Origin of the sequence: Pseudomonas sp. 25 R 14 (assembly GCF_900004755.1) — a bacterium.
GTDB classification, from domain to species: Bacteria; Pseudomonadota; Gammaproteobacteria; order Pseudomonadales; family Pseudomonadaceae; genus Aquipseudomonas; species Aquipseudomonas brenneri.
Genome location: NZ_CVTS01000020.1, coordinates 18830 through 38011 on the forward strand (window position 1 = coordinate 18830; position 19182 = coordinate 38011).

19 protein-coding genes are annotated in these 19182 nt (G+C 60.6%); 8 read left to right on the forward strand and 11 right to left on the reverse strand.

The genetic code is table 11. The features are described from left to right. Positions 1-66: 66 nt before the first annotated feature. The 5 genes from BFQ03_RS02970 to BFQ03_RS02990 are packed head-to-tail and all read left to right on the forward strand — an operon-like array spanning position 67 to position 4656. Positions 67-1098 carry a DUF5924 family protein gene (locus BFQ03_RS02970; protein WP_065942446.1) on the forward strand — a complete coding sequence of 344 codons (1032 nt, stop codon included), beginning with the start codon at positions 67-69 and terminating at the stop codon, positions 1096-1098. Positions 1099-1153: 55 nt separating this feature from the next. After that, the gene (locus tag BFQ03_RS02975; protein ID WP_065942447.1) at positions 1154-2308 is read left to right on the forward strand and encodes an ABC transporter permease; all 1155 of its coding nucleotides are present in this window, start codon (positions 1154-1156) and stop codon (positions 2306-2308) included. Next, complete coding sequence (locus tag BFQ03_RS02980; RefSeq protein ID WP_032862667.1) at positions 2305-3108, forward strand: ABC transporter ATP-binding protein; 804 nt, start codon at positions 2305-2307, stop codon at positions 3106-3108. The genes BFQ03_RS02975 and BFQ03_RS02980 overlap by 4 nt, the downstream gene beginning before the upstream one ends. Position 3109: 1 nt before the next feature. Further along, complete coding sequence (locus tag BFQ03_RS02985; RefSeq protein WP_032862666.1) at positions 3110-4048, forward strand: MlaD family protein; 939 nt, start codon at positions 3110-3112, stop codon at positions 4046-4048. Beyond that, positions 4045-4656, forward strand: coding sequence for an ABC-type transport auxiliary lipoprotein family protein (locus BFQ03_RS02990; protein ID WP_065942448.1), 612 nt, complete (start codon positions 4045-4047; stop codon positions 4654-4656). Before BFQ03_RS02985 ends, BFQ03_RS02990 begins: the two co-directional genes overlap by 4 nt. Positions 4657-4748: 92 nt before the next feature. On the opposite strand, the gene BFQ03_RS02995 is transcribed toward BFQ03_RS02990, so the two are convergent. The 5 genes from BFQ03_RS02995 to BFQ03_RS03015 all read right to left on the reverse strand — a co-directional run bounded on the left by BFQ03_RS02995 (position 4749) and on the right by BFQ03_RS03015 (position 9108). Then, complete coding sequence (locus BFQ03_RS02995; RefSeq protein ID WP_032862662.1) at positions 4749-5978, reverse strand: nucleoside recognition domain-containing protein; 1230 nt, start codon at positions 5976-5978, stop codon at positions 4749-4751. A gap of 94 nt (positions 5979-6072) precedes the next feature. Further along, entirely contained in the window at positions 6073-7404 is a 1332-nt protein-coding gene (gene gltP, locus BFQ03_RS03000) for a glutamate/aspartate:proton symporter GltP (RefSeq protein WP_032862661.1), read from the reverse strand. Positions 7405-8110: 706 nt separating this feature from the next. Further along, on the reverse strand, positions 8111-8578 hold the full coding sequence (locus BFQ03_RS03005) for an inhibitor of vertebrate lysozyme family protein (protein WP_032862660.1): 468 nt from the start codon (positions 8576-8578) through the stop codon (positions 8111-8113). A gap of 2 nt (positions 8579-8580) precedes the next feature. Further along, positions 8581-8745, reverse strand: a complete 165-nt coding sequence (locus BFQ03_RS03010; RefSeq protein ID WP_003170804.1) for a DUF1328 domain-containing protein — start codon at positions 8743-8745, stop codon at positions 8581-8583. A 78-nt stretch (positions 8746-8823) separates the two neighbouring features. Beyond that, positions 8824-9108, reverse strand: a complete 285-nt coding sequence (locus tag BFQ03_RS03015; RefSeq protein ID WP_065942449.1) for a hypothetical protein — start codon at positions 9106-9108, stop codon at positions 8824-8826. A 396-nt stretch (positions 9109-9504) separates the two neighbouring features. On the opposite strand from BFQ03_RS03015, the gene algB reads away from it, so the two are divergent. Next, positions 9505-10851, forward strand: a complete 1347-nt coding sequence (gene algB / locus BFQ03_RS03020) for a sigma-54-dependent response regulator transcription factor AlgB (RefSeq protein ID WP_032862658.1) — start codon at positions 9505-9507, stop codon at positions 10849-10851. A gap of 10 nt (positions 10852-10861) precedes the next feature. Continuing rightward, positions 10862-12649 carry a KinB sensor domain-containing domain gene (locus tag BFQ03_RS03025; RefSeq protein WP_032862657.1) on the forward strand — a complete coding sequence of 596 codons (1788 nt, stop codon included), beginning with the start codon at positions 10862-10864 and terminating at the stop codon, positions 12647-12649. A gap of 64 nt (positions 12650-12713) precedes the next feature. Here BFQ03_RS03025 and BFQ03_RS03030 read toward each other — a convergent pair whose 3' ends face one another. From BFQ03_RS03030 to BFQ03_RS03055, 6 genes are all read right to left on the reverse strand, one after another. After that, positions 12714-13490 (reverse strand): N-acetylmuramoyl-L-alanine amidase, encoded by a 777-nt coding sequence (locus tag BFQ03_RS03030; protein ID WP_065942450.1) that lies wholly within the window; start codon positions 13488-13490, stop codon positions 12714-12716. Between the two features lie 89 nt (positions 13491-13579). Beyond that, positions 13580-15643, reverse strand: coding sequence for a diguanylate cyclase (locus BFQ03_RS03035; protein ID WP_065942451.1), 2064 nt, complete (start codon positions 15641-15643; stop codon positions 13580-13582). Further along, positions 15640-16518, reverse strand: a complete 879-nt coding sequence (locus BFQ03_RS03040; RefSeq protein WP_032862654.1) for an endonuclease/exonuclease/phosphatase family protein — start codon at positions 16516-16518, stop codon at positions 15640-15642. Before BFQ03_RS03040 ends, BFQ03_RS03035 begins: the two co-directional genes overlap by 4 nt. 10 nt (positions 16519-16528) lie before the next feature. Beyond that, entirely contained in the window at positions 16529-17164 is a 636-nt protein-coding gene (gene dsbA, locus BFQ03_RS03045) for a thiol:disulfide interchange protein DsbA (protein WP_032862653.1), read from the reverse strand. Positions 17165-17351: 187 nt separating this feature from the next. Further along, positions 17352-17966: a c-type cytochrome gene (locus tag BFQ03_RS03050; protein ID WP_032862652.1), complete on the reverse strand. Its 615-nt coding sequence runs from the start codon at positions 17964-17966 to the stop codon at positions 17352-17354. A gap of 46 nt (positions 17967-18012) precedes the next feature. Next, positions 18013-18303, reverse strand: a complete 291-nt coding sequence (locus BFQ03_RS03055; protein WP_032862651.1) for a c-type cytochrome — start codon at positions 18301-18303, stop codon at positions 18013-18015. A gap of 192 nt (positions 18304-18495) precedes the next feature. On the opposite strand from BFQ03_RS03055, the gene yihA reads away from it, so the two are divergent. After that, the gene (gene yihA, locus BFQ03_RS03060) at positions 18496-19137 is read left to right on the forward strand and encodes a ribosome biogenesis GTP-binding protein YihA/YsxC (protein WP_065891259.1); all 642 of its coding nucleotides are present in this window, start codon (positions 18496-18498) and stop codon (positions 19135-19137) included. The last annotated feature ends 45 nt before the right edge of the window (positions 19138-19182 follow it).

The following is a 19182-nucleotide window of genomic DNA, read 5'->3' on the forward strand; positions in this document are numbered from 1 at the left end:
GCCACTCAGAGAGCTAAGACGTTATTCTGTCTGGGATTTTCTCCTACAAAGACTGTGAACCGCCGAATGCCATATCTGACCCATTTCATACAGCGCCTCCTCGAACTGATGAAGCGCTATCCAGGGGTGATTGCACTCGGCGGTTTTATCTCCGGCGTGGCCAGTTTTATTCTGGTGGACCGCCAGCAAGGCATGGCCAGTTGGATCGCGGTCATCATGCTGGTGAGCTGGCTGTGGCTGATGCTGGAAAACAGCTTCACCCAGTTGTTCAGCAAGGTGTTCAAGCGCGAAATCCCCGAACCGCTGCTGCGTTACGCCACGCAGATGATCCACCAGGAAAGCCTGTTCTTTGTCCTGCCGTTCTTTTTTGTCACCACCACCTGGAACAGCAGCCAGTCGATCTTCACCGGCTTGCTGGGCGCCGCCGCACTGGTGTCGATTACCGACCCGCTGTACTACAAATGGCTGGCGCCCAAACGCTGGCTGTTCCTGGCACTGCACACCCTGACCCTGTTTGCCGCCTTGCTCACCGCACTGCCGATTATCCTGCACCTGACCACCGCCCAGAGTTACAAGCTGGCGCTGGGCGTGGCGATGCTCTTGTCGATCCCAAGCCTGGCGGTCAGCCTGCCACTGCGCAGCCTCAAGGGTTGGCTGATGCTGCTGGGCGTCACAGCGGTGATTGGCTGCGCGGGCTGGTTCCTGCGCAGTTGGGTGCCGCCGGCAACCTTGTGGATGACCGAAGTGGCGATCAGCACCCAATTGCAGGACCGCACTCCAGGCGACGACCTCAAGGAGGTCAGCGCCAGCCAACTGCGCAGCAGTGGCCTGTATGCCTACACCGCGATCAACGCGCCGCGTGGGCTGGACGAGCGCATCTATCATGTGTGGCAGTTCAACGGCAAAGAGGTCGACCGCATCGCCCTGGATATCCATGGCGGACGCAAGGAAGGCTATCGGGCCTGGACGCACAAGCAGAACTTCCCGGCGAATGCCGTAGGCCGCTGGCAAGTGCGGGTGCTGACCGAAGATGGCCAGGTAATCGGCGTGTTGCGCTTTAAAGTCACCGACACCGCACAAACGGACACCCCAAAGTAGGACGGATCGTGCTATTACATAGCAATTGTGGAATAGCCAAACAAGCTCGGAGCTTATGACCAGTAGCACAACGGCAGGCAATGCCCACCTGGACGCGTCCACCCAACCGCCCCAACTGCGGGTCAGCGGGGACTGGACGCTGGCCCACTACAGCGCCCTGAAACAGCTGTCGGCGAGCCTCGGCGGCCAGTACGACGCCAGCACCCACGTCGACCTCAACGGCCTGGGCGCGCTGGACACCGCCGGGGCATCGTTGCTGGTCGAGTTACTGGGGCCCGAGCGCCTCGAACACTCTGCCGAGCACCCCGACTGCAACCTGTCTGCCGCCGACCGGGCGCTGCTCAAGACCGTCTATTGCTCCCTGAACGACTTCTGCGTGCCGGTCAAAGAACCGCAAGTGAGCGTCGGCATCCAACTGCTGTCGCGTATCGGCTGTGCCGTCGACACCGTCTGGAAGGACGCGATGACGCTGCTCGGCTTTATCGGCCTGATCCTCGCAACCTTTGCCCGCGGCGTGTTCCGGCCCAAGCGCTGGCGCTGGCGCTTGACGCCCATGGTCGCGCACATCGAACAGACCGGGCTCGACGCCGCGCCCATCGTTGCCTTGCTGACCTTCCTGGTGGGCGCCGTCGTGGCATTCCTCGGCGCCACTGTGCTGGAAAGTTTCGGCGCGAGTATTTTTACCGTGGACCTGGTGGCGTTTTCCTTCCTGCGTGAGTTCGGTGTCCTGCTCACGGCGATCCTGATGGCCGGCCGCACTGCCAGCGCCTTCACCGCGCAAATCGGCTCGATGAAGGCCAACGAAGAAATCGACGCGATCCGCACCATGGGCCTCGACCCCATGGAGTTGCTGGTCCTGCCGCGTGTCCTCGCGCTGCTGGTGGCGCTGCCGATGCTGACCTTCCTTGCCATGATCTCGGGGATTATCGGCGGTGGCGTGGTGTGCGCCGTGGCCCTGGATATCTCGCCGGCGATGTTCCTGTCGCTGCTGCAATCGGACATTGGCGTCCAGCATTTGCTGGTGGGCCTGGTCAAGGCACCATTCTTCGCGTTCCTGATCGCCGCCATTGGCTGCCTGGAAGGCTTCAAGGTCAGCGGCAGCGCCGAATCGGTCGGCGCCCACACCACCTCTGCGGTGGTGCAATCAATTTTCGTGGTGATCGTGCTCGACGCGGTGGCCGCACTGTTCTTCATGGAGATGGGCTGGTGAGCCGTTTACCGCGAGCGCCCGCCGAGGCGGTGATTGAGGTCCGTGGCCTGTGCAACCGCTTTGGCCCGCAGAGCGTGCATGAAAACCTCGACCTGGACTTGTACAAGGGCGAGATCCTCGCCGTGGTCGGCGGCTCGGGCAGTGGCAAGTCGGTGCTGCTGCGCAGCATCATCGGCTTGCGCCAGCCCAGTGAAGGCCAGGTGCGGGTATTTGGGCAGAACCTGCCGAGCCTGTCGGAGCATGAACGCTCCCTGGTGGAACGGCGTTTCGGCGTGCTGTTCCAGAAGGGCGCGCTGTTTTCCTCGCTGACAGTCACGGAAAACGTCGCCCTGCCGCTGATTGAGCACGCCGGCCTGAGCCGCGCCGATGCCGAGCACCTGGCAGCGGTGAAACTGGCCCTGGCCGGGTTGCCCTTGTCGGCGGCCGACAAGTACCCGTCTTCGCTGTCAGGCGGGATGATCAAGCGGGCGGCCCTGGCGCGGGCGCTGGCCCTGGACCCGGACATTCTGTTTCTCGATGAACCGACCGCTGGCCTCGACCCCATCGGCGCGGCGGCATTCGACCAGTTGATCCTGACCCTGCGCGATGCCTTGGGCCTGAGCGTGCTGCTGATCACCCACGACCTCGACACGCTCTACACCATCACCGACCGCGTAGCGGTGCTGGCACAGAAAAAGGTGCTGGTGGCAGATGCCATTGATGTCGTCTCGCAAACGAACGACGCCTGGATTCACGAATACTTTCATGGCCCTAGGGGCCGTGCGGCACTGGATGCCGCTCAACAGCTCAACGAGGTATGACATGGAAACCCGAGCCCATCATGTGATGATCGGTCTGTTCAGCGTGATAGTCGTGGTCGGCGCCATGCTGTTCGGCCTGTGGCTGGCCAAGTCCAGCGTCGACAGCGCGTTCCAGGATTACGAAGTGATCTTCAATGAAGCGGTCAGCGGCCTGTCCCAGGGCAGCGCGGTGCAATACAGCGGGATCAAGGTGGGTGACGTCACCAGCCTGCGCCTGGACCCGAAAGACCCGCGCCGCGTGCTGGCCCGCATCCGCCTGGCCGGCCAGACGCCAATCAAGGAAGACACCCAGGCCAAGCTGGCGCTGACCGGCATCACCGGCACCTCGATCATCCAACTCAGCGGCGGCACCCCGCAAAGCCCCGAACTCAAGGGCAAGAACGGCAACCTGCCGCAGATCACCGCCTCGCCATCGCCCATTGCCCGGCTGCTCAATAACAGCAATGACCTGATGACCAGCATCAACCTGCTGCTGCACAACGCCAACCGCCTGTTCTCGCCGGACAACGTCGAGCGCCTGAGCAACACCCTGGCACACCTGGAACAGACCACCGGGGCCATCGCCGAGCAACGTGGCGATATCAAGGTGGTGATGCAGCAACTGACTCAAGTCAGCAAACAGGCTGGCGCCACCCTGGAACAGACCACCGCGCTGATGCGCAACGCCAACGGCCTGCTCAACGACCAGGGCAAGCAGATGTTCGGCAGCGCCGAAGGGGCCATGCGCTCCCTGGAACAGAGCACTGCGACCATCAACAGCTTGTTGAACGACAACAAGGACTCCCTGAACAGTGGCATGCAGGGTCTCAATGGACTGGCTCCGGCCGTGCGTGAACTGCGCGATACCCTCGGATCGTTGCGTGCCATCTCCCGCCGCCTGGAGGCCAACCCCAGCGGGTATCTGCTGGGCAGCGACAAGAACAAGGAGTTCACGCCATGAAGCGTGCTTACCAAATGATCGCCCCAATAGCCCTGGTCCTGGTCAGCGCTTGCTCGATCCTGCCCAAGGCCGACCCGTCCAACGTCTACCGACTGCCGGCGGCCCAGGCGACTACGCCGGGCAGCCCGGTGGCCTGGTCGTTGCGACTGACCAAGCCGCAAGCCAGTGAGTTCCTCGACAGCCCGCGCATTGCCGTGGTGCCCCAGGGCGACTTGATCAGCAGCTATGCCCTGTCGCGCTGGAGCGATCCGGCGCCGGTGCTGTTGCGCAATCGCCTGCTGGATGGTTTCCAGCGCGATGGCCGGGTGGCACTGCTGAGCACCGATGACAGCAACCTGCAGGCGGACTTCGAGCTGGGGGGACAGTTACAGGCCTTCCAGAGCGAATACCGGGGCAGCGCGGTGGAGGTGGTGATTCGGTTGGATGCGCGACTGGTACGCGGCAGCGACCAGCGGATCGTGGCGGCCAAGCGCTTTGAAGTGCGCCAGCCGGTCAGTGATACCCAGGTGCCGGCGGTGGTGGCCGGGTTTGGTGTGGCCGGGGACCAGTTGAACAAGCAGGTAGTGGATTGGGTGGTGGCGCAGGGCAATACAGCACCTAAACGCTGAGGGCCTCATCGCAGGTAAGCCAGCTCCCACATTTTGATTTGTGAACACAGTCAAATGTGGCAGCTGGCTTGCCTGCGATAGCGGTCTAAAGCTTAGCCAAAGAACCAGTAGCAGACCGCAATCGCCGCCACCACACCCGCAAACTCCGCCAACAACGCACACCCCACCGCATGCCGCGCGCGCTGGATGCCCACCGAGCCAAAGTACACCGCCAGCACATAGAACGTGGTCTCGGTGCTGCCCTGGATCGTCGCCGCCACCAGGGCCGCGAAGCTGTCCACACCCTGGGTCTGCATGGTCTCGATCAGCATCGCCCGCGCCGCGCTGCCGGAGAATGGCTTGACCATCGCCGTGGGCAAGGCGTCGACAAAACGCGTGTCCATGCCGGTCCAGGCCACCAGATGGCGAATCCCTTCCAGGCCAAACTCCAGTGCGCCGGACGCACGCAGCACGCCGACCGCACACAACATCGCCACCAGATACGGCAGCAGGTTCTTGGCGACGTCAAAACCCTCTTTGGCGCCTTCGACAAACGCCTCGTAGACCTTGACCTTGCGCAACGCGCCAATCAGCAGGAACAGCATGATCAGGCCAAACAACGTGAGGTTGCCCAGGATCGAGGACAGTCCCGCCAGGGCCGTGGCCGACAGGGTCGCGAGCAAGGCCATGAAGCCGCCCAGCACCAACGCCCCGGGAATCAGGTACGCCAGCACCACCGGGTCCCACAGGCGCAGGCGCTGCATCAGCGCCACCGACAGCAGGCCCACCAGGGTCGAGGCGCTGGTGGCCAGCAGGATTGGCAGGAACACCAGCGTCGGGTCCGGCGCGCCTTGCTGGGCGCGATACATGAAGATCGTCACCGGCAACAGGGTCAGGGAGGACGCGTTGAGCACCAGGAACAGGATCTGCGCGTTGGTCGCGGTGTTGGGGATGGGGTTGAGCTCTTGCAGCGCCTTCATGGCCTTGAGGCCGATGGGCGTGGCCGCGTTGTCCAGGCCCAGGCCGTTGGCGGCAAAGTTGAGGGTGATCAAGCCGATGGCCGGGTGACCGGCCGGGACTTCCGGCATCAGCCGCAGGAACAGCGGGCCAAGGGCCTTGGCCAGCCATTCGACAATCCCGGCCTTCTCGGCAATGCGCAGGAAGCCCAGCCACAGGGTCAAGGTGCCGAACAGCAACACCATCACTTCCACCGACAGCTTGGCCATGGCAAAGATACTCTCCACCATCGCCGCAAAGATCCCGGCGTTACCCCCCACCAGCCATTGCGCCAGCGCCGATACCATTGCCACGACAAAGAAACCAAGCCACAGGCCATTGAGCATCAGTCACACCCCTTTAAATATGTGGCGAATGATAGCGGGGCTGGCAGAAACGACAAACCCCGGATTTACCGGGGTTTGTTCACTTCAGCCGCGATCAGCCCTGGCTGGTCTCGCCCACTGGCTGCACAGTCTTGGTCCGCCAGTGCGGCAGGGAGTTCCAGTAGCGCTCGCCCTTGGCATCGTCGTACATGCCTTCCCAACGCGCGATGACCAACACGGCCAGGGCGTTGCCGATCACGTTCAGCGCAGTACGCGCCATGTCCATGATGCGGTCGACACCGGCGATGAACGCCAGGCCTTCCAGCGGGATGCCCACGCTGCCCAGGGTCGCCAACAGCACCACGAAGGACACGCCCGGCACGCCGGCAATACCTTTGGAGGTGACCATCAGGGTCAGTACCAGCATCAGTTGCTGGCCGACCGACAGGTCGATGCCATACAGCTGGGCGATAAAGATCGCCGCGATGCTCTGGTACAGGGTCGAGCCATCGAGGTTGAACGAGTAACCGGTCGGCACCACGAAGCTGCAGATGGCTTTCGGCGCGCCGTAGGCTTCCATCTTCTCGATCACGCGCGGCAGCACGGTTTCGGAACTGGCGGTGGAGTAGGCCAGTACCAGTTCATCCTTGAAGATGCGCATCAGCTTGATCACCGAGAAGCCGAACAGGCGGGCGATCAGGCCAAGAATCACGAAGGCGAAGAACAGGATGGCAACGTAAACCAGGATCACCAACTTGGCCAAAGGCAGCAAGGAGGCGAAGCCGAAGTTGGCCACGGTCACGGCGATCAGGGCGAATACACCGATAGGGGCGTACTTCATGATCATGTGGGTGACTTTGAACATGCTCTCGGACACGCCCTGGAACATGGTCACCAGGGGTTCGCGCAAGTCTGGCTTGAGGCTCGACAAGCCCAGGCCGAACAGCACGGAGAAGAAGATGATCGGCAGCATCTCGCCACGGGCTACGGCGGCAAAGATGTTCGACGGGATCAGGTTGAGAATGGTCTCGATGAACGCATGCTCATGCTGCACCTCGGCGGCAGTCGCCTGGTACTTGGAGATATCCACGGTACCCAGGGTGCTCATGTCGATGCCGGCCCCCGGGTGGAACAGGTTGGCCAGCAGCAGACCGACCACAATCGCAATGGTAGTGACCACTTCGAAGTAAACGATGGTCTTTACGCCGATCCGACCGAGCTTTTTCGCATCCCCTACACCGGCGATTCCGACAATCAGCGACGAAATCACGATCGGGATCACGATCATCTTGATCAGGCGGATAAAGATATCGCCCGCCGGTTGCAACACGTTGCTGATCCACCAGGCTTTTTCGGCACTGAAGTGGTTGAGTACAGCACCGATTGCAATCCCTAGCACCAGACCGATGAGGATCTGCCAGGCGAGGCTTAGTTTTGCCTTCTTCATGTCATTACCCTTGTTTCAAGTGGACTCAGGCAGATGCGCCAGCTGGAACGCCCGGAAGCGAAAAAGTGTGAGCATCAGCCCCCGTAGAAGGTCACCGCAGATGGCCGATATGGCTTACTGGCAAGCGAAAAAAGGCGCAACTATTCCGATGCGGGGGGGCATAGTCTAATGCCGTAAACGCCTACCCTATGCCGAATCGGCATGGGTTTTTTTAAATAAAACTGTCTGTTTGGTCAGTTCGAATGCGACATTTTGTCAGGCATACATGCCGTGAACCTGCCATTTCAGGCTCGCTCAGGGATTTTCGATTTTTTTGCCAGGCGGGAAAAACTCTTGAAAATTCCTACGCATACCATCGAAAAACACGTCTGGCCGAGGGCAAACTTTCTCGATAGATGGTCGTGCTGTAACACCGCGAAATGGTTGTGATGAAGCAGAAAGGAAATTTACAGCTATATGCGGCATAAGTGCCGTGTGATGACTCACAAGCCCGTCGCAAGTCCCTCAGGCCATAACGGCCTGCGGACTTGCGTCGCAGCTTTTCTCCTGACCCGGCCCTTGCGCAGGTACTCCCTGTACCCGTAGGTCGCGCCGATCCCTTGATCAGAGCAACCCGGCCCCCTGGTCATGCATCGCCGTCAGGCGGCGGTGCAAACAGAAACAGACACTTGGCCTGTTCCCCTGTTGGGCAGGCCCACAGAAGGGCCTAGTACCAATTCGGATCTTTCTTGAGTTGCTCCATCAGCAACTTCTGCATGCCTTCATCGGGCTTGCCGATGAAACGATAGTCCGCATGCCGTGTTGGCGACTTGTCCGCCGGCAGCCCGGCAGGGACTTCGACCAACATCGCGTAGGCATCTTCCTTATCCATGCTGAACGCAACGATCAAACGTTTATTCAGGCAGGTATCGGCCGTTTCACACAGCGGCCCTACCAAATACCCGTCACCGTCTTCCGTCACGGCATTCATTTGCTCAGACGTGCCCGACAGGTTGATCACCCACTCAGGCAGGCGCTCTTCCTTCTTGACCACACCCTGCCAGGTTTCGCGGTACTGCGGATCGGCATTGAGCAGTTCATTGGCCCGCGCCTGACCGTCATTGGCGGCCATGACCAAGCCACTACCGCCCAACAGCAGGGCGGCAGCCAGGGTTTTGAGAGACAAGTTGACCATGTTCAGCCTCGACCACGACGGCCAAAGAAGAAGGAAGCGATGAACATCACCAGGAAGACGACAAAGAGAATCTTGGCGATACCCGTGGCGGTGCCCGCGATACCACCGAAGCCCAGGACTGCAGCGACAATGGCAATGATCAGAAATGTGATTGCCCAACTCAACATGGTGATTCTCCTTTTATATCTATAAAGAGGACTGCTGTGTCGCCACCCTGTCGCACCCAATGGGCGGCAGGTTCATGCCTAGAACACCCAGCGTTCCTGGACAGGCTCGTCATACAGGGCGATGTCCTGTTCAACCGCCATCATGCGCGGGGCTGTCACGTCGGCGGTGCTGCTGCCAACCGAACGAAAATGAGTCTGTGTGATGGATGTGCGCTCGAACTGCGGGGCGGACTGCGGGCTCTGCTGCCAATGCTGCAGCTGCTGACCACCGATCAAGGTCACCATCAAGGCGAGGCTGGCAAACAGCCCCTGCTGAAGGCGCAGTGGCGATACACGCAATGGCTTGAGGCTTTGGCGAGTCATCCTGAATCTCTCCCGCATGCTGTCTTGTTCGTTGATCACGCTTGTAGGAGAGGTAGTGCAGAGTGCATGCCAGTTTTTACGGCGAATAAAAATCAATAAAATCAGCTAGTTATAATAGCTCCTGGTTTCTTCCTAACAGCATCCTGCACGATGCGCCTATCCTCACCGTGCGAAATGCACGATGGTCAGTGGTCGGATCAAGGGATCAAAAGGGCCGGCAGGACTGCCGAAGCATCAAGAAGGGTCAAAAACGCGCTGCCCGTGGCTATAAGTAGGAAGGGTCTCAGATAGCTGCGCGATAAGGCTTTGAATCAATCAGAATAAACCATGCAACTTGCCCGATTATTCTGGGACTAAACAAGATCACTCATTCGTATGTTAAGGAGCGCGGGACAGATGGAATCAGCCAAGGAGCTTCAAGGCCGCATTCTTTTAGTGGACGACGAGTCCGCAATCCTTCGCACCTTCCGCTACTGCCTGGAAGATGAAGGCTATACCGTAGCCACTGCCAACAGCGCGGCCCAGGCCGATGCCCTGTTGCAACGCCAGGTGTTCGACCTGTGCTTTTTGGACCTGCGCCTGGGCGAAGACAACGGCCTGGATGTGCTGGCACAAATGCGTATCCAGGCCCCCTGGATGCGCGTGGTGATTGTCACCGCGCACTCGGCCGTCGATACGGCAGTGGATGCGATCCAGGCTGGCGCGGCCGATTACCTGGTCAAGCCCTGCAGCCCGGACCAATTGCGCCTGGCCACCGCCAAGCAGCTGGAAGTGCGCCAGTTGTCAGCACGCCTGGAAGCGCTGGAAGGTGAAGTACGCCAGCCCAAGGATGGCCTCGACTCCCATAGCCCCTCGATGATGGTGGTGCTGGAGACCGCCCGCCAAGTGGCCGGCACCGATGCCAATATCCTGATTCTGGGCGAGTCCGGCACCGGTAAAGGTGAACTGGCCCGGGCGATTCATGGCTGGAGTAAAAGGGCGAAGAAATCCTGCGTCACCATCAACTGCCCGTCCTTGACCGCAGAGCTGATGGAAAGCGAGCTGTTCGGCCATAGTCGCGGCGCCTTTACCGGCGCCAGCGAAAGCACCCTCGGCCGGGTCAACCAGGCGGACGGCGGCACCCTGTTTCTAGACGAGATCGGCGATTTCCCCCTGACATTGCAACCCAAGTTGTTGCGCTTTATCCAGGACAAGGAATATGAACGGGTCGGCGACCCGGTCACCCGCCGCGCCGATGTACGCATCCTGGCGGCGACCAACCTGAACTTGGAAGACATGGTGCGCGACGGCCGTTTTCGCGAAGACTTGCTGTATCGCTTGAACGTCATCACCTTGCACCTGCCGCCCCTGCGCGAACGCAGCGAGGATATCCTCGCCCTCGCTGACCGTTTCCTGGCGCGCTTCGTCAAAGAGTACGCGCGGCCAGCCCGCGGCTTCAGCGATGAGGCCCGCGAAGCACTGCTCAACTACCGCTGGCCGGGCAATATCCGTGAACTGCGCAACGTCGTGGAACGCGCCAGCATCATCTGTGCCCAGGAGAAGGTCGAAATCAGCCATTTGGGGATGGCCGAGCAACCGACCAACAACTCACCGCGTATCGGCGCGGCGTTGAGCCTGGACGAACTGGAAAAAGCCCATATCGGCGCCGTGCTGGCCACCAGCGATACCCTGGACCAGGCGGCCAAGACCCTGGGCATCGATGCCTCGACGCTGTATCGCAAACGCAAGCAATACAACCTGTGAGCTGCACCTTATGAAGCTGGCGATGAAACTGCGCACGCGGCTATTCCTGAGCATTTCTGCGCTGATCACCGTGGCCCTGCTTGGGCTGCTGCTGGGGCTGGTGAGTGTCATGCAAATGGCCAAGGCTCAGGAATCCCTGATCCGCAGCAACTTCATTACCCTGGATCTGGGGCTCAAGCTACGCCAGACCCTGGGCGACCAGTTGATCTTGATGCTCAACGACCGGCCGGACCCGGCCGCCCTGAATACGTCGCGCCAACAGTATTTCAAGTTGTTGGACGAAGGCATCGCCCATGAAATGAGTGTCGCCAGGGTCGCAGGCTTCACTCAGGCCAAGGCCGACTACCTGACGTTTTTGGACGCGTTCGAGGAAAATGAAAATACGCCGCCTTCCCTGCGCAATAACCAAAAACTGACCACCAGTTTCAATGTATTGCGCAACGGGCTGATCAGCGAACACAAAAACGCGCTGGAAAACATCAACGAGACCGAACGCCTGTCGCGCGAACGCGCGCTGTGGATTGCCGGGCTGCTGGGGTTGGTGGGCCTGGCGGTGCTGATCATCGGTTTCATCACCGCCCACGGCATCGCCCGGCGCTTTGGCGGGCCGATCGAAGCCCTGGCCAAGGCGGCCGATAAAATCGGCCAGGGCAATTTTGATGTCACCTTGCCGATTTCTTCGGCAGCCGAAATGAACCAGTTGACCAAACGTTTTGGCATCATGGCTGAAGCGTTGCGCCAGCATCAGGCCACGAATGTCGACGAATTGCTCGCCGGCCAGCAGCGCTTGCAGGCAGTGCTCGACAGTATCGACGACGGCCTGCTGATGATCGACCGCCAAGGCCGCCTGGAACACCTCAACCCGGTCGCCCAGCGCCAATTAGGCTGGGACGAAAGCCGCCTGGGCGAGGGCCTGGGCGAAGCGCTGCAACGCCCGGAACTGGATGAGCAACTGCATCTGGTGCTGCGCGGCGGCAACCTGGAACGCGCACCCGACGACCTTGAAGTGGAGGTCGAGGGCGAATCACGCTTGCTGACCTACAGCATGACGCCCGTCAGCCACCACGAGGGGCACATCCTCGGCGCGGTGATGGTGTTGCATGACGTGACCGAGCAACGGGCCTTCGAGCGAGTGCGCAGTGAATTCGTGTTGCGTGCCTCCCACGAACTGCGTACGCCAGTCACGGGCATGCATATGGCATTCGGCCTGTTCCAGGAACGGGCGAAATTCCCCCCTGAGTCCCGCGAAGCCGACCTGTTGAATACGGTCAACGAAGAAATGCAGCGCTTGATGCAACTGATCAATGACTTGCTGAACTTTTCCCGCTACCAAAACGGCCTGCAAAAACTCACTCTGGCGCCTTGCGACATCAACGAGCTGCTTGAACAGGCCCGCACGCGCTTTGCCGAGCTGGCGAATGCGCAAAACATCGAGCTGGTGGTAGAAGCGCAGGCGCAACTGCCCAGGCTGCATGCCGACCAGGCGCAATTGGAGCGGGTGCTCGACAATCTACTCGGCAATGCTCTGCGCCACACCAGTGACGGCGGGCAGATTCGCCTGCAAGCGCGTCGCCATGGCGAACGGCTGATCATCAGTGTCGAGGACAACGGCGAAGGCATCGCCTACGGCCAGCAGGGCAGGATTTTCGAACCTTTTGTCCAGGTAGGCCGCAAGAAAGGTGGCGCCGGCCTGGGGCTGGCGCTGTGCAAGGAGATCGTGCAGCTGCACGGCGGCCGCATGGGGGTCTATTCCCGGCCAGGGCAGGGCACGCAGTTCTATATGGCGTTGCCGCTGTAACTATCAGTCAGGCACGCCACTCAAGGGCAGCTCCCACATGCATTGCTCGCCGCTCTTAAATACCTTAGCGGTGGTTCAATACCCTCAGGATCGCTGCGCTTTGCGCATCCGGTGTGCCATCAAACAACACCGGCCGGAAGCGCATCTGGAAGGCGGCCAGCACACGCCGCGTTGCCACATCCAGCTCGCCGGTCTGCGGCGTTGAATAACCCAAGCGTGCCAACTCTTCCTGGAACCAGGTGATGCTCGGTAGCTGTACAGCGTACTGCGCCTGATACCGCGCGACCGCCTGAGCCTCGGGCCAGATCCCCAGGCCTTCATCCGCCAGGCGCTTCCACGGGAACAGCGGGCCCGGATCAAGTTTGCGACCGGGGGCGATATCGCTATGACCGATAATGAACTTCGGGTTGATCCGGTTGCGCTGGCTGATGTCCTTGAGCAAGGTCACCAGGGACTGGACTTGCGCTTCGGAGTACGGATACCAGACACGCCCGGTGGGTGTATCACGGTAGCCCGGGTTGACGATCTCGATGCCGATGGAGCTGGAGTTGAGCCAGGTACGCCCCATCCACTCACTTTCTCCGGCATGCCAGGAGCGCTTGTCTTCATCCACCAGCTTATAGATGGTCGCGCGTGCATCATCGCCAATCAGGTAGTGGCTGCTGACCTGGCCTTTGGTCAATAGCGCCAGCGAACCTTCAAGGCTGGTAGCGGTGTAGTGCAGGACGACGAACTGGATACGATTATCGAAGTTCACCGACGGGTGGCTGGTATTCAGCCGCGGGCCACTTGCACAGCCAGCGAGTGTGAGGAACAGAAGAGCAGCAACGAGAAATTTCATGGCAACAGACGGTACGCTAAAGACGATAATGCAACAGTGTAACGTATCGTTTGCCGATCAGCGGCCGGCTTACAAAATGGAACAACTTTTCAGGCCGCCTGCACCTGATTGCGCCCCGCCGCCTTGGCCCGGTACAAGGCTTCGTCCGCGCGCTTGAGGGCCAGGTCGCTGCGCTCGCCGGGCTGAAACTGCGCCATGCCAATGGACATGGTGATGGTCACCCGTTCGCCCTTGAAGTGAAACGGACACGCCTCAATGGCCGCCCGCAGGCGCTCGCCGAGCTCCAGCGCATCGCCCAACGCCGAATCCGGCATCAGCAGGATAAACTCCTCACCGCCAAACCGCGCGATGAAATCTGTCGCTCGCAAGCGCTTGCTCAACACATTGGCGATGATCTTCAGCACCTTGTCGCCCGCCAGATGGCCGTAGCCGTCGTTGATGCGCTTGAAGTGATCCAGGTCCAGCATCGCCAGTGACAGGTTGTTGCCCTGTTGATGCCACGCATTGACCTCGTATTCCAGGCGCTCACTCCAGGCCGCACGATTGGGCAGGCCGGTGAGCGGGTCGATCAGCGCTTTCTGGCGCTGGACCTCAAGGTGATCGCGATAGCCCTGGGCCTCCTGCTCCATGCTCGCCACCCGTTCGGCCAACCCCTGCAACCGCTCGGCCACTTCATGTTCGCGCTGGTCACGCTGCTTTTGATGCTCGTCCATGGCGCCCAGCAGCCCCTCAAGATGGCTTTCCAGCACTTGCTTGAGGTCATCAAGATCAGCCGCTTCCTGGACACTGCTTTGCAAGCCATCCATCTGCTCACGGATTTGCGTATCCATCTCGCGCGCGGCGCTGCGGCTGTCAGCGTGCCCGTCGCTGGCCGCCTGCAAATTGCTCTGGAAGGCTTCCAGCCGCTCGTTTAGGCGCTTTAAGTAGGCTTCAAACTCATGCTGGCCACTGTCGGTGATGGCCAGCATCAATACCGCCAGGTCATCGAGGATCGGCAGCAACTCGTACCAGTTCAGCCCGTGGGCCAGGCGTTCGCGCATGGCTTGCGCCTGGGGCCGGTGATGCTCGGGTAGGTCGAGGTCGCCCAGCAGGCCGAGCAGAGTGTCTTCGATATGTTTGGCTACGGAGCTGTAGGACGGCTCAGGCGAGTCGGGCAAGGCGTACAGCGCCTCGGGATCGACTTCAGCCGGCTCGTCATCCAGCACCGGCGGCAACGACAGACTGCCGATCGCCGTAGGTTGCGGCGGAGCCTGGGGGGCAACTACCGCCGCAGCGGCCGCACCTTCAGGTGGCGGCGTAACACTCACCTCCACAGGCCGAGACGGTTCCGGGGCCTGGGCCGCGACAGCAGGCATTTCGACCGGCGATAAGCGGGGAGCGTAGACCTGAGGCAGCGGTACCACACGCTCATCGACATCGACGACCCGGGACTCAATGGCAATGGGTGCAGGTGCCGCCTCAAGCACTGCCGGCTGCGAGGCCTGGGCTGGTGGCGCAAAGGCTCGCAGGGCCTGGGCCAGCTCGGGAGCATCCTCAACCACCTGGGCAACCGGACTTGCGGCAACCGCCGGGGTTGGCCGCGAGGGCGGAGAAACGCGGGGTTCAACCGTCGCGACTTCTGCATCCGGCTCCTTGCCGCCAAACAGACGCTGCAACAGACCCGGGCGAGCAGGCTCATCATCGGACTCAAGATTGCTCAGGGCCTGCCCTTGAAGGCTGCTCAACTCACTGAGCAGCAGGGGAATCTCCCGTGCCTGGCCGACGCGGCTGTCCAACTGCTTGGCAAAGCTCTTCAACGGGCGGCTGACTTCCCGGGGCAACGGCAGCGCCTGCAATTGCGCGACCAGCGCGGTCAGCGCGGTACTGATTTGATCAACCCGTGTCTCACGGCGCTGCTCGGAGTCCAGCACGGCCTTTTCCAGGCGCGGCAACAACGCAGCGAGCGCAGCGTCCATGTCATCGGTGCGCACCACATCGCGCATCTCTTTCATGCACTGGTCGACGGCCCGGTCCGTGCCCTCGGCCGCCAGCGTGCTGCGCACCAGCCCACGGCGCAGCAAGTCGAGGCGCGCAGCCCAACGGCGTTCGAGCTTTTCTTGTTGCTCGATGCTTAACAGGTATTTTTCTTTCCAGCGCTGGGCGTCGTCGCTCATGCAAGGGGTCCGCGAAGGCCGGGGCTCAGCGCGGGTAATGCATCAGCCGTGAGCGAACCCGGCAGACGAATCTCTACCGCGACCGGCAGGTGATCGGAAATGGGTTGCGCCAGCACCTGCACGCGTTCCAGCGTCAGGGTCGGGCTTAACAAAATGTGATCTAGGCAGCGCTGCGGGCGCCAACTGGGGAAAGTGGCTTCGACCTGCGGCGCCAGCAGCCCCAAATCGCGCAATGGAGAATTTTGCAGCAGGTCGCTGGCATGGGTGTTCATGTCCCCCATCAGCACTTGGTGCTTGTATCCGCCAATCAGCTCACGGATGTAGGCCAGTTGCAGGGTCCGGGTACGTGCGCCCAGCGCCAGGTGCATCATGACCACTACCAGCGCCTCGGGGCCCTCGCCGAAACGCACAAGGATCGCCCCGCGCCCTTTCGGGCCCGGCAGGGGATGGTCTTCGATCACCCAGGGCTTGAGACGGCTGAGCACCCCATTGCTGTGCTGGCCCAGTCGCCCGAGGTTGCGATTGAGTTGCTGGTACCAGTAGGGAAAAGCACCCAGCTGAGCCAGATGCTCGACCTGATTGACGTAGCCCGAACGCAGGCTGCCACCATCGGCTTCCTGCAGGGCCACCAGGTCGAAGTCACCCAGCAGGTCGCCAATCTTTTGCAGATTGCCGGCCCGACCATTGTGGGGCAGCAAATGCTGCCAGCCACGGGTCAGGTAATGACGGTATTTCTCGGTACTGATGCCAACCTGGATATTGAAGCTCAGCAAGCGCAGCCGGCTGTCCGCCGGCAGGCCGGTGGACGCGAGGTGATGTTCGTTGACCTGCGGATCATGCCGGCCAACGACGCGTTCGGTACCCCAGCGACGCATGGCGAGCCCCTTACTTGGCTGCGCGCTCTTTGGCGATCAACTGGTCGGCAACGTTCAGGGTCGCTTCAGGACCGCCGGTGGAGCCCAAGTCAAAGCGGTATTTGCCGTTGACGATCAGGGTTGGAACGCCTTGCACGCCATATTTTTGCGCGAGTTCCTTGGCCTGCTTGATCTGGCCCTGGATGGCAAAGGAGTTGAAAGTGGCGAGGAACTTGTCCTTGTCCACGCCTTGGGTGGCGAGGAAATCGGCCATTTCGTCAGGCTTGGTCAGGCGCTTGCCTTGTTTCTGGATCGCTTCGAACACTGCGTTGTGGACCTTATGCTCCACGCCCATGGCTTCCAGGGTCAGGAACATCTGGCCGTGGGCATCCCAAGGACCGCCGAACATGGCAGGGATACGCTTGAAGTTCACATCCGACGGCAGCTTCTCGGCCCAAGGATTGATGGTTGGCTCAAAGGAATAGCAATGCGGGCAGCCATACCAGAACAGCTCTACGACTTCGATCTTGCCTGGCACGGAAACCGGCACAGGATTGGCCAATTCAACATAGGTCTTACCCGCTTCAAGCGGCACGTCGGCGGCTTGTGCGGTCATGCCGAACAGGCTGGCAGTGACGAGAGCGGCGCTGAGGATCAGATTACGCATGCTTTACTCCTGGACAAATAAAGTCGCCTCGCGCGACCTTTTTTATGACAGGTCTACACGGGCATGAGTTCGTTAGTGTAACGGTAGCGGCCACAAAAAAGGGCGGCCTGAGCCACCCTTTTTATGCTTGCATCGACGGATTAATCGAGCGTTAACGTTGCGCGGGCAACGTCAGGTCATCCGCGCCTTACTTATGCAGGCCCTGGATGTAGCTGGACACCGCCGCAATGTCTTCGTCGCTCAGCTTACGGGCGATGGTACGCATGGTCATGGCATCGCCATCGTTGGCACGACCGGCCTCTTCCTTGCGGAAATCAGTCAGTTGCTTGGCGATGTACTGGGCGTGCTGGCCACCCAGGTGCGGGAAACCGGCAGCCGCGTTACCCGAACCATCCGGGGAATGGCAACCGGTACAGGCTGGCAGGCCTTTTTCGAGGTTGCCGCCACGGAACAGTGCTTCACCACGGGCAACGATTTTTGGATCCGCCGCACCGACACTGCCGGCCTGGCTGGCGTAATACGCCGCGATATCCGCCAGGTCCTGATCACTGAGATTGGTCAGCAAGCCGGTCATTTCCAGAACCGTGCGCTTGCCGTCCTTGATGTCGTGCATCTGCTTGGTCAGGTAACGTTCACCCTGGCCCGCCAGTTTTGGAAAGTTGGGCGCCGGACTGTTGCCATCCGGTCCATGGCAGGCACCACATACGGCGGCCTTTGTCTGGCCAGCAGTAGCGTCACCTGCAGCATGGGCAACACCAGTGATGCCCAAGGTCAACAGCAGACTCACGATCAATTTGTTCATCAGCTAATCCAATTACGGCTAAAGGTTATAGAGTTATGGACCGGGTCTACTCGCTCATCAAAAGAATGATGGCCTGGTAATCCTCGGCACGGCATTCCATGCACAAACCACGCGGCGGCATCGCCTTGAAACCCTCGGTCACGTGCTGCACCAGCGTCTCCATGCCTTGCGCCAGTCTCGGCGCCCAGGCTGCCTGGTCACCCCGCTTGGGGGCCGTTGGCAACTGTCCGGCATGGCAAGCCGCACAAACGCGGTTGTACACAGCTTCCGGATCCTGTGTAGCCTGAGCACTGTAAAGTGGTATCAGGACACCGACAGCTAGCAGCCACCTGGTCATACGTCGACCTTTTCAGGGTTTGGAAGCGTTTTGCGTTCTAATGCGCAATAAAGGTCTATCGCTCCCGTGAACTTCATCCTTCGCTGGGACAAAGCACACACAAAATCTGCGGCATTATATACTGGCGCTACTGAAACGGGAACGACACTACTTGCCGCACCCATTCCCGGCACCGCCCACATCGGAAATCCCATGCAACTCAAGAACCCCATCCTCGGTCTGTGCCAACAGTCCACCTTCATGCTCAGCGCCGCCAAAGTCGACCAATGCCCCGACGACGAAGGCTTTGAAGTGGCCTTCGCCGGGCGCTCCAACGCCGGCAAATCCAGCGCGCTCAACACCCTGACCCATGCCAGCCTGGCTCGCACCTCGAAAACCCCGGGCCGCACACAGCTCCTCAACTTCTTCAAGCTAGACGATGATCGGCGTCTGGTCGACCTGCCGGGCTACGGTTACGCAAAAGTACCTATCCCATTGAAGCTGCACTGGCAGCGTCACCTGGAAGCCTACCTGGGTGGTCGCGAGAGTTTGAAAGGGTTGATCCTGATGATGGACATCCGTCATCCAATGACCGATTTCGACCTGCTGATGCTCGATTGGGCCGTCGCCAGCGGCATGCCGATGCACATTTTGCTGACCAAGGCCGACAAGCTGACCTACGGCGCCGCCAAGAACACGCTGCTCAAAGTGCAGGCCGAAATCCGCAAAGGTTGGGGTGACGCGATCACGATCCAGCTGTTCTCGGCGCCCAAGCGCCTGGGCCTGGAAGACGCCTATACCGTGCTGGCAGGCTGGATGGAGCTGGCGGACAAAGGTGCAGAAATCGCTGAGTGACACTTTGTTGCGGGCAAAAAAAATCCCGAACTTCGTATGGGGAGG

Coding starts and splice junctions, on each gene's coding strand:
- BFQ03_RS02990 (WP_065942448.1), top strand. CDS start 4,045: ATGAAGCGTGCTTACCAAATGATCGCCCCAATAGCCCTGGTCCTGGTC.
- dsbA (WP_032862653.1), bottom strand. CDS start 17,164: ATGCGTAATCTGATCCTCAGCGCCGCTCTCGTCACTGCCAGCCTGTTC.
- BFQ03_RS03040 (WP_032862654.1), bottom strand. CDS start 16,518: ATGCGTCGCTGGGGTACCGAACGCGTCGTTGGCCGGCATGATCCGCAG.
- BFQ03_RS03035 (WP_065942451.1), bottom strand. CDS start 15,643: ATGAGCGACGACGCCCAGCGCTGGAAAGAAAAATACCTGTTAAGCATC.
- BFQ03_RS03055 (WP_032862651.1), bottom strand. CDS start 18,303: ATGACCAGGTGGCTGCTAGCTGTCGGTGTCCTGATACCACTTTACAGT.
- BFQ03_RS02975 (WP_065942447.1), top strand. CDS start 1,154: ATGACCAGTAGCACAACGGCAGGCAATGCCCACCTGGACGCGTCCACC.
- yihA (WP_065891259.1), top strand. CDS start 18,496: ATGCAACTCAAGAACCCCATCCTCGGTCTGTGCCAACAGTCCACCTTC.
- BFQ03_RS03050 (WP_032862652.1), bottom strand. CDS start 17,966: ATGAACAAATTGATCGTGAGTCTGCTGTTGACCTTGGGCATCACTGGT.
- gltP (WP_032862661.1), bottom strand. CDS start 7,404: ATGAAGAAGGCAAAACTAAGCCTCGCCTGGCAGATCCTCATCGGTCTG.
- BFQ03_RS03005 (WP_032862660.1), bottom strand. CDS start 8,578: ATGGTCAACTTGTCTCTCAAAACCCTGGCTGCCGCCCTGCTGTTGGGC.
- BFQ03_RS03030 (WP_065942450.1), bottom strand. CDS start 13,490: ATGAAATTTCTCGTTGCTGCTCTTCTGTTCCTCACACTCGCTGGCTGT.
- BFQ03_RS02985 (WP_032862666.1), top strand. CDS start 3,110: ATGGAAACCCGAGCCCATCATGTGATGATCGGTCTGTTCAGCGTGATA.
- BFQ03_RS03025 (WP_032862657.1), top strand. CDS start 10,862: ATGAAGCTGGCGATGAAACTGCGCACGCGGCTATTCCTGAGCATTTCT.
- algB (WP_032862658.1), top strand. CDS start 9,505: ATGGAATCAGCCAAGGAGCTTCAAGGCCGCATTCTTTTAGTGGACGAC.
- BFQ03_RS03010 (WP_003170804.1), bottom strand. CDS start 8,745: ATGTTGAGTTGGGCAATCACATTTCTGATCATTGCCATTGTCGCTGCA.
- BFQ03_RS03015 (WP_065942449.1), bottom strand. CDS start 9,108: ATGACTCGCCAAAGCCTCAAGCCATTGCGTGTATCGCCACTGCGCCTT.
- BFQ03_RS02970 (WP_065942446.1), top strand. CDS start 67: ATGCCATATCTGACCCATTTCATACAGCGCCTCCTCGAACTGATGAAG.
- BFQ03_RS02995 (WP_032862662.1), bottom strand. CDS start 5,978: ATGCTCAATGGCCTGTGGCTTGGTTTCTTTGTCGTGGCAATGGTATCG.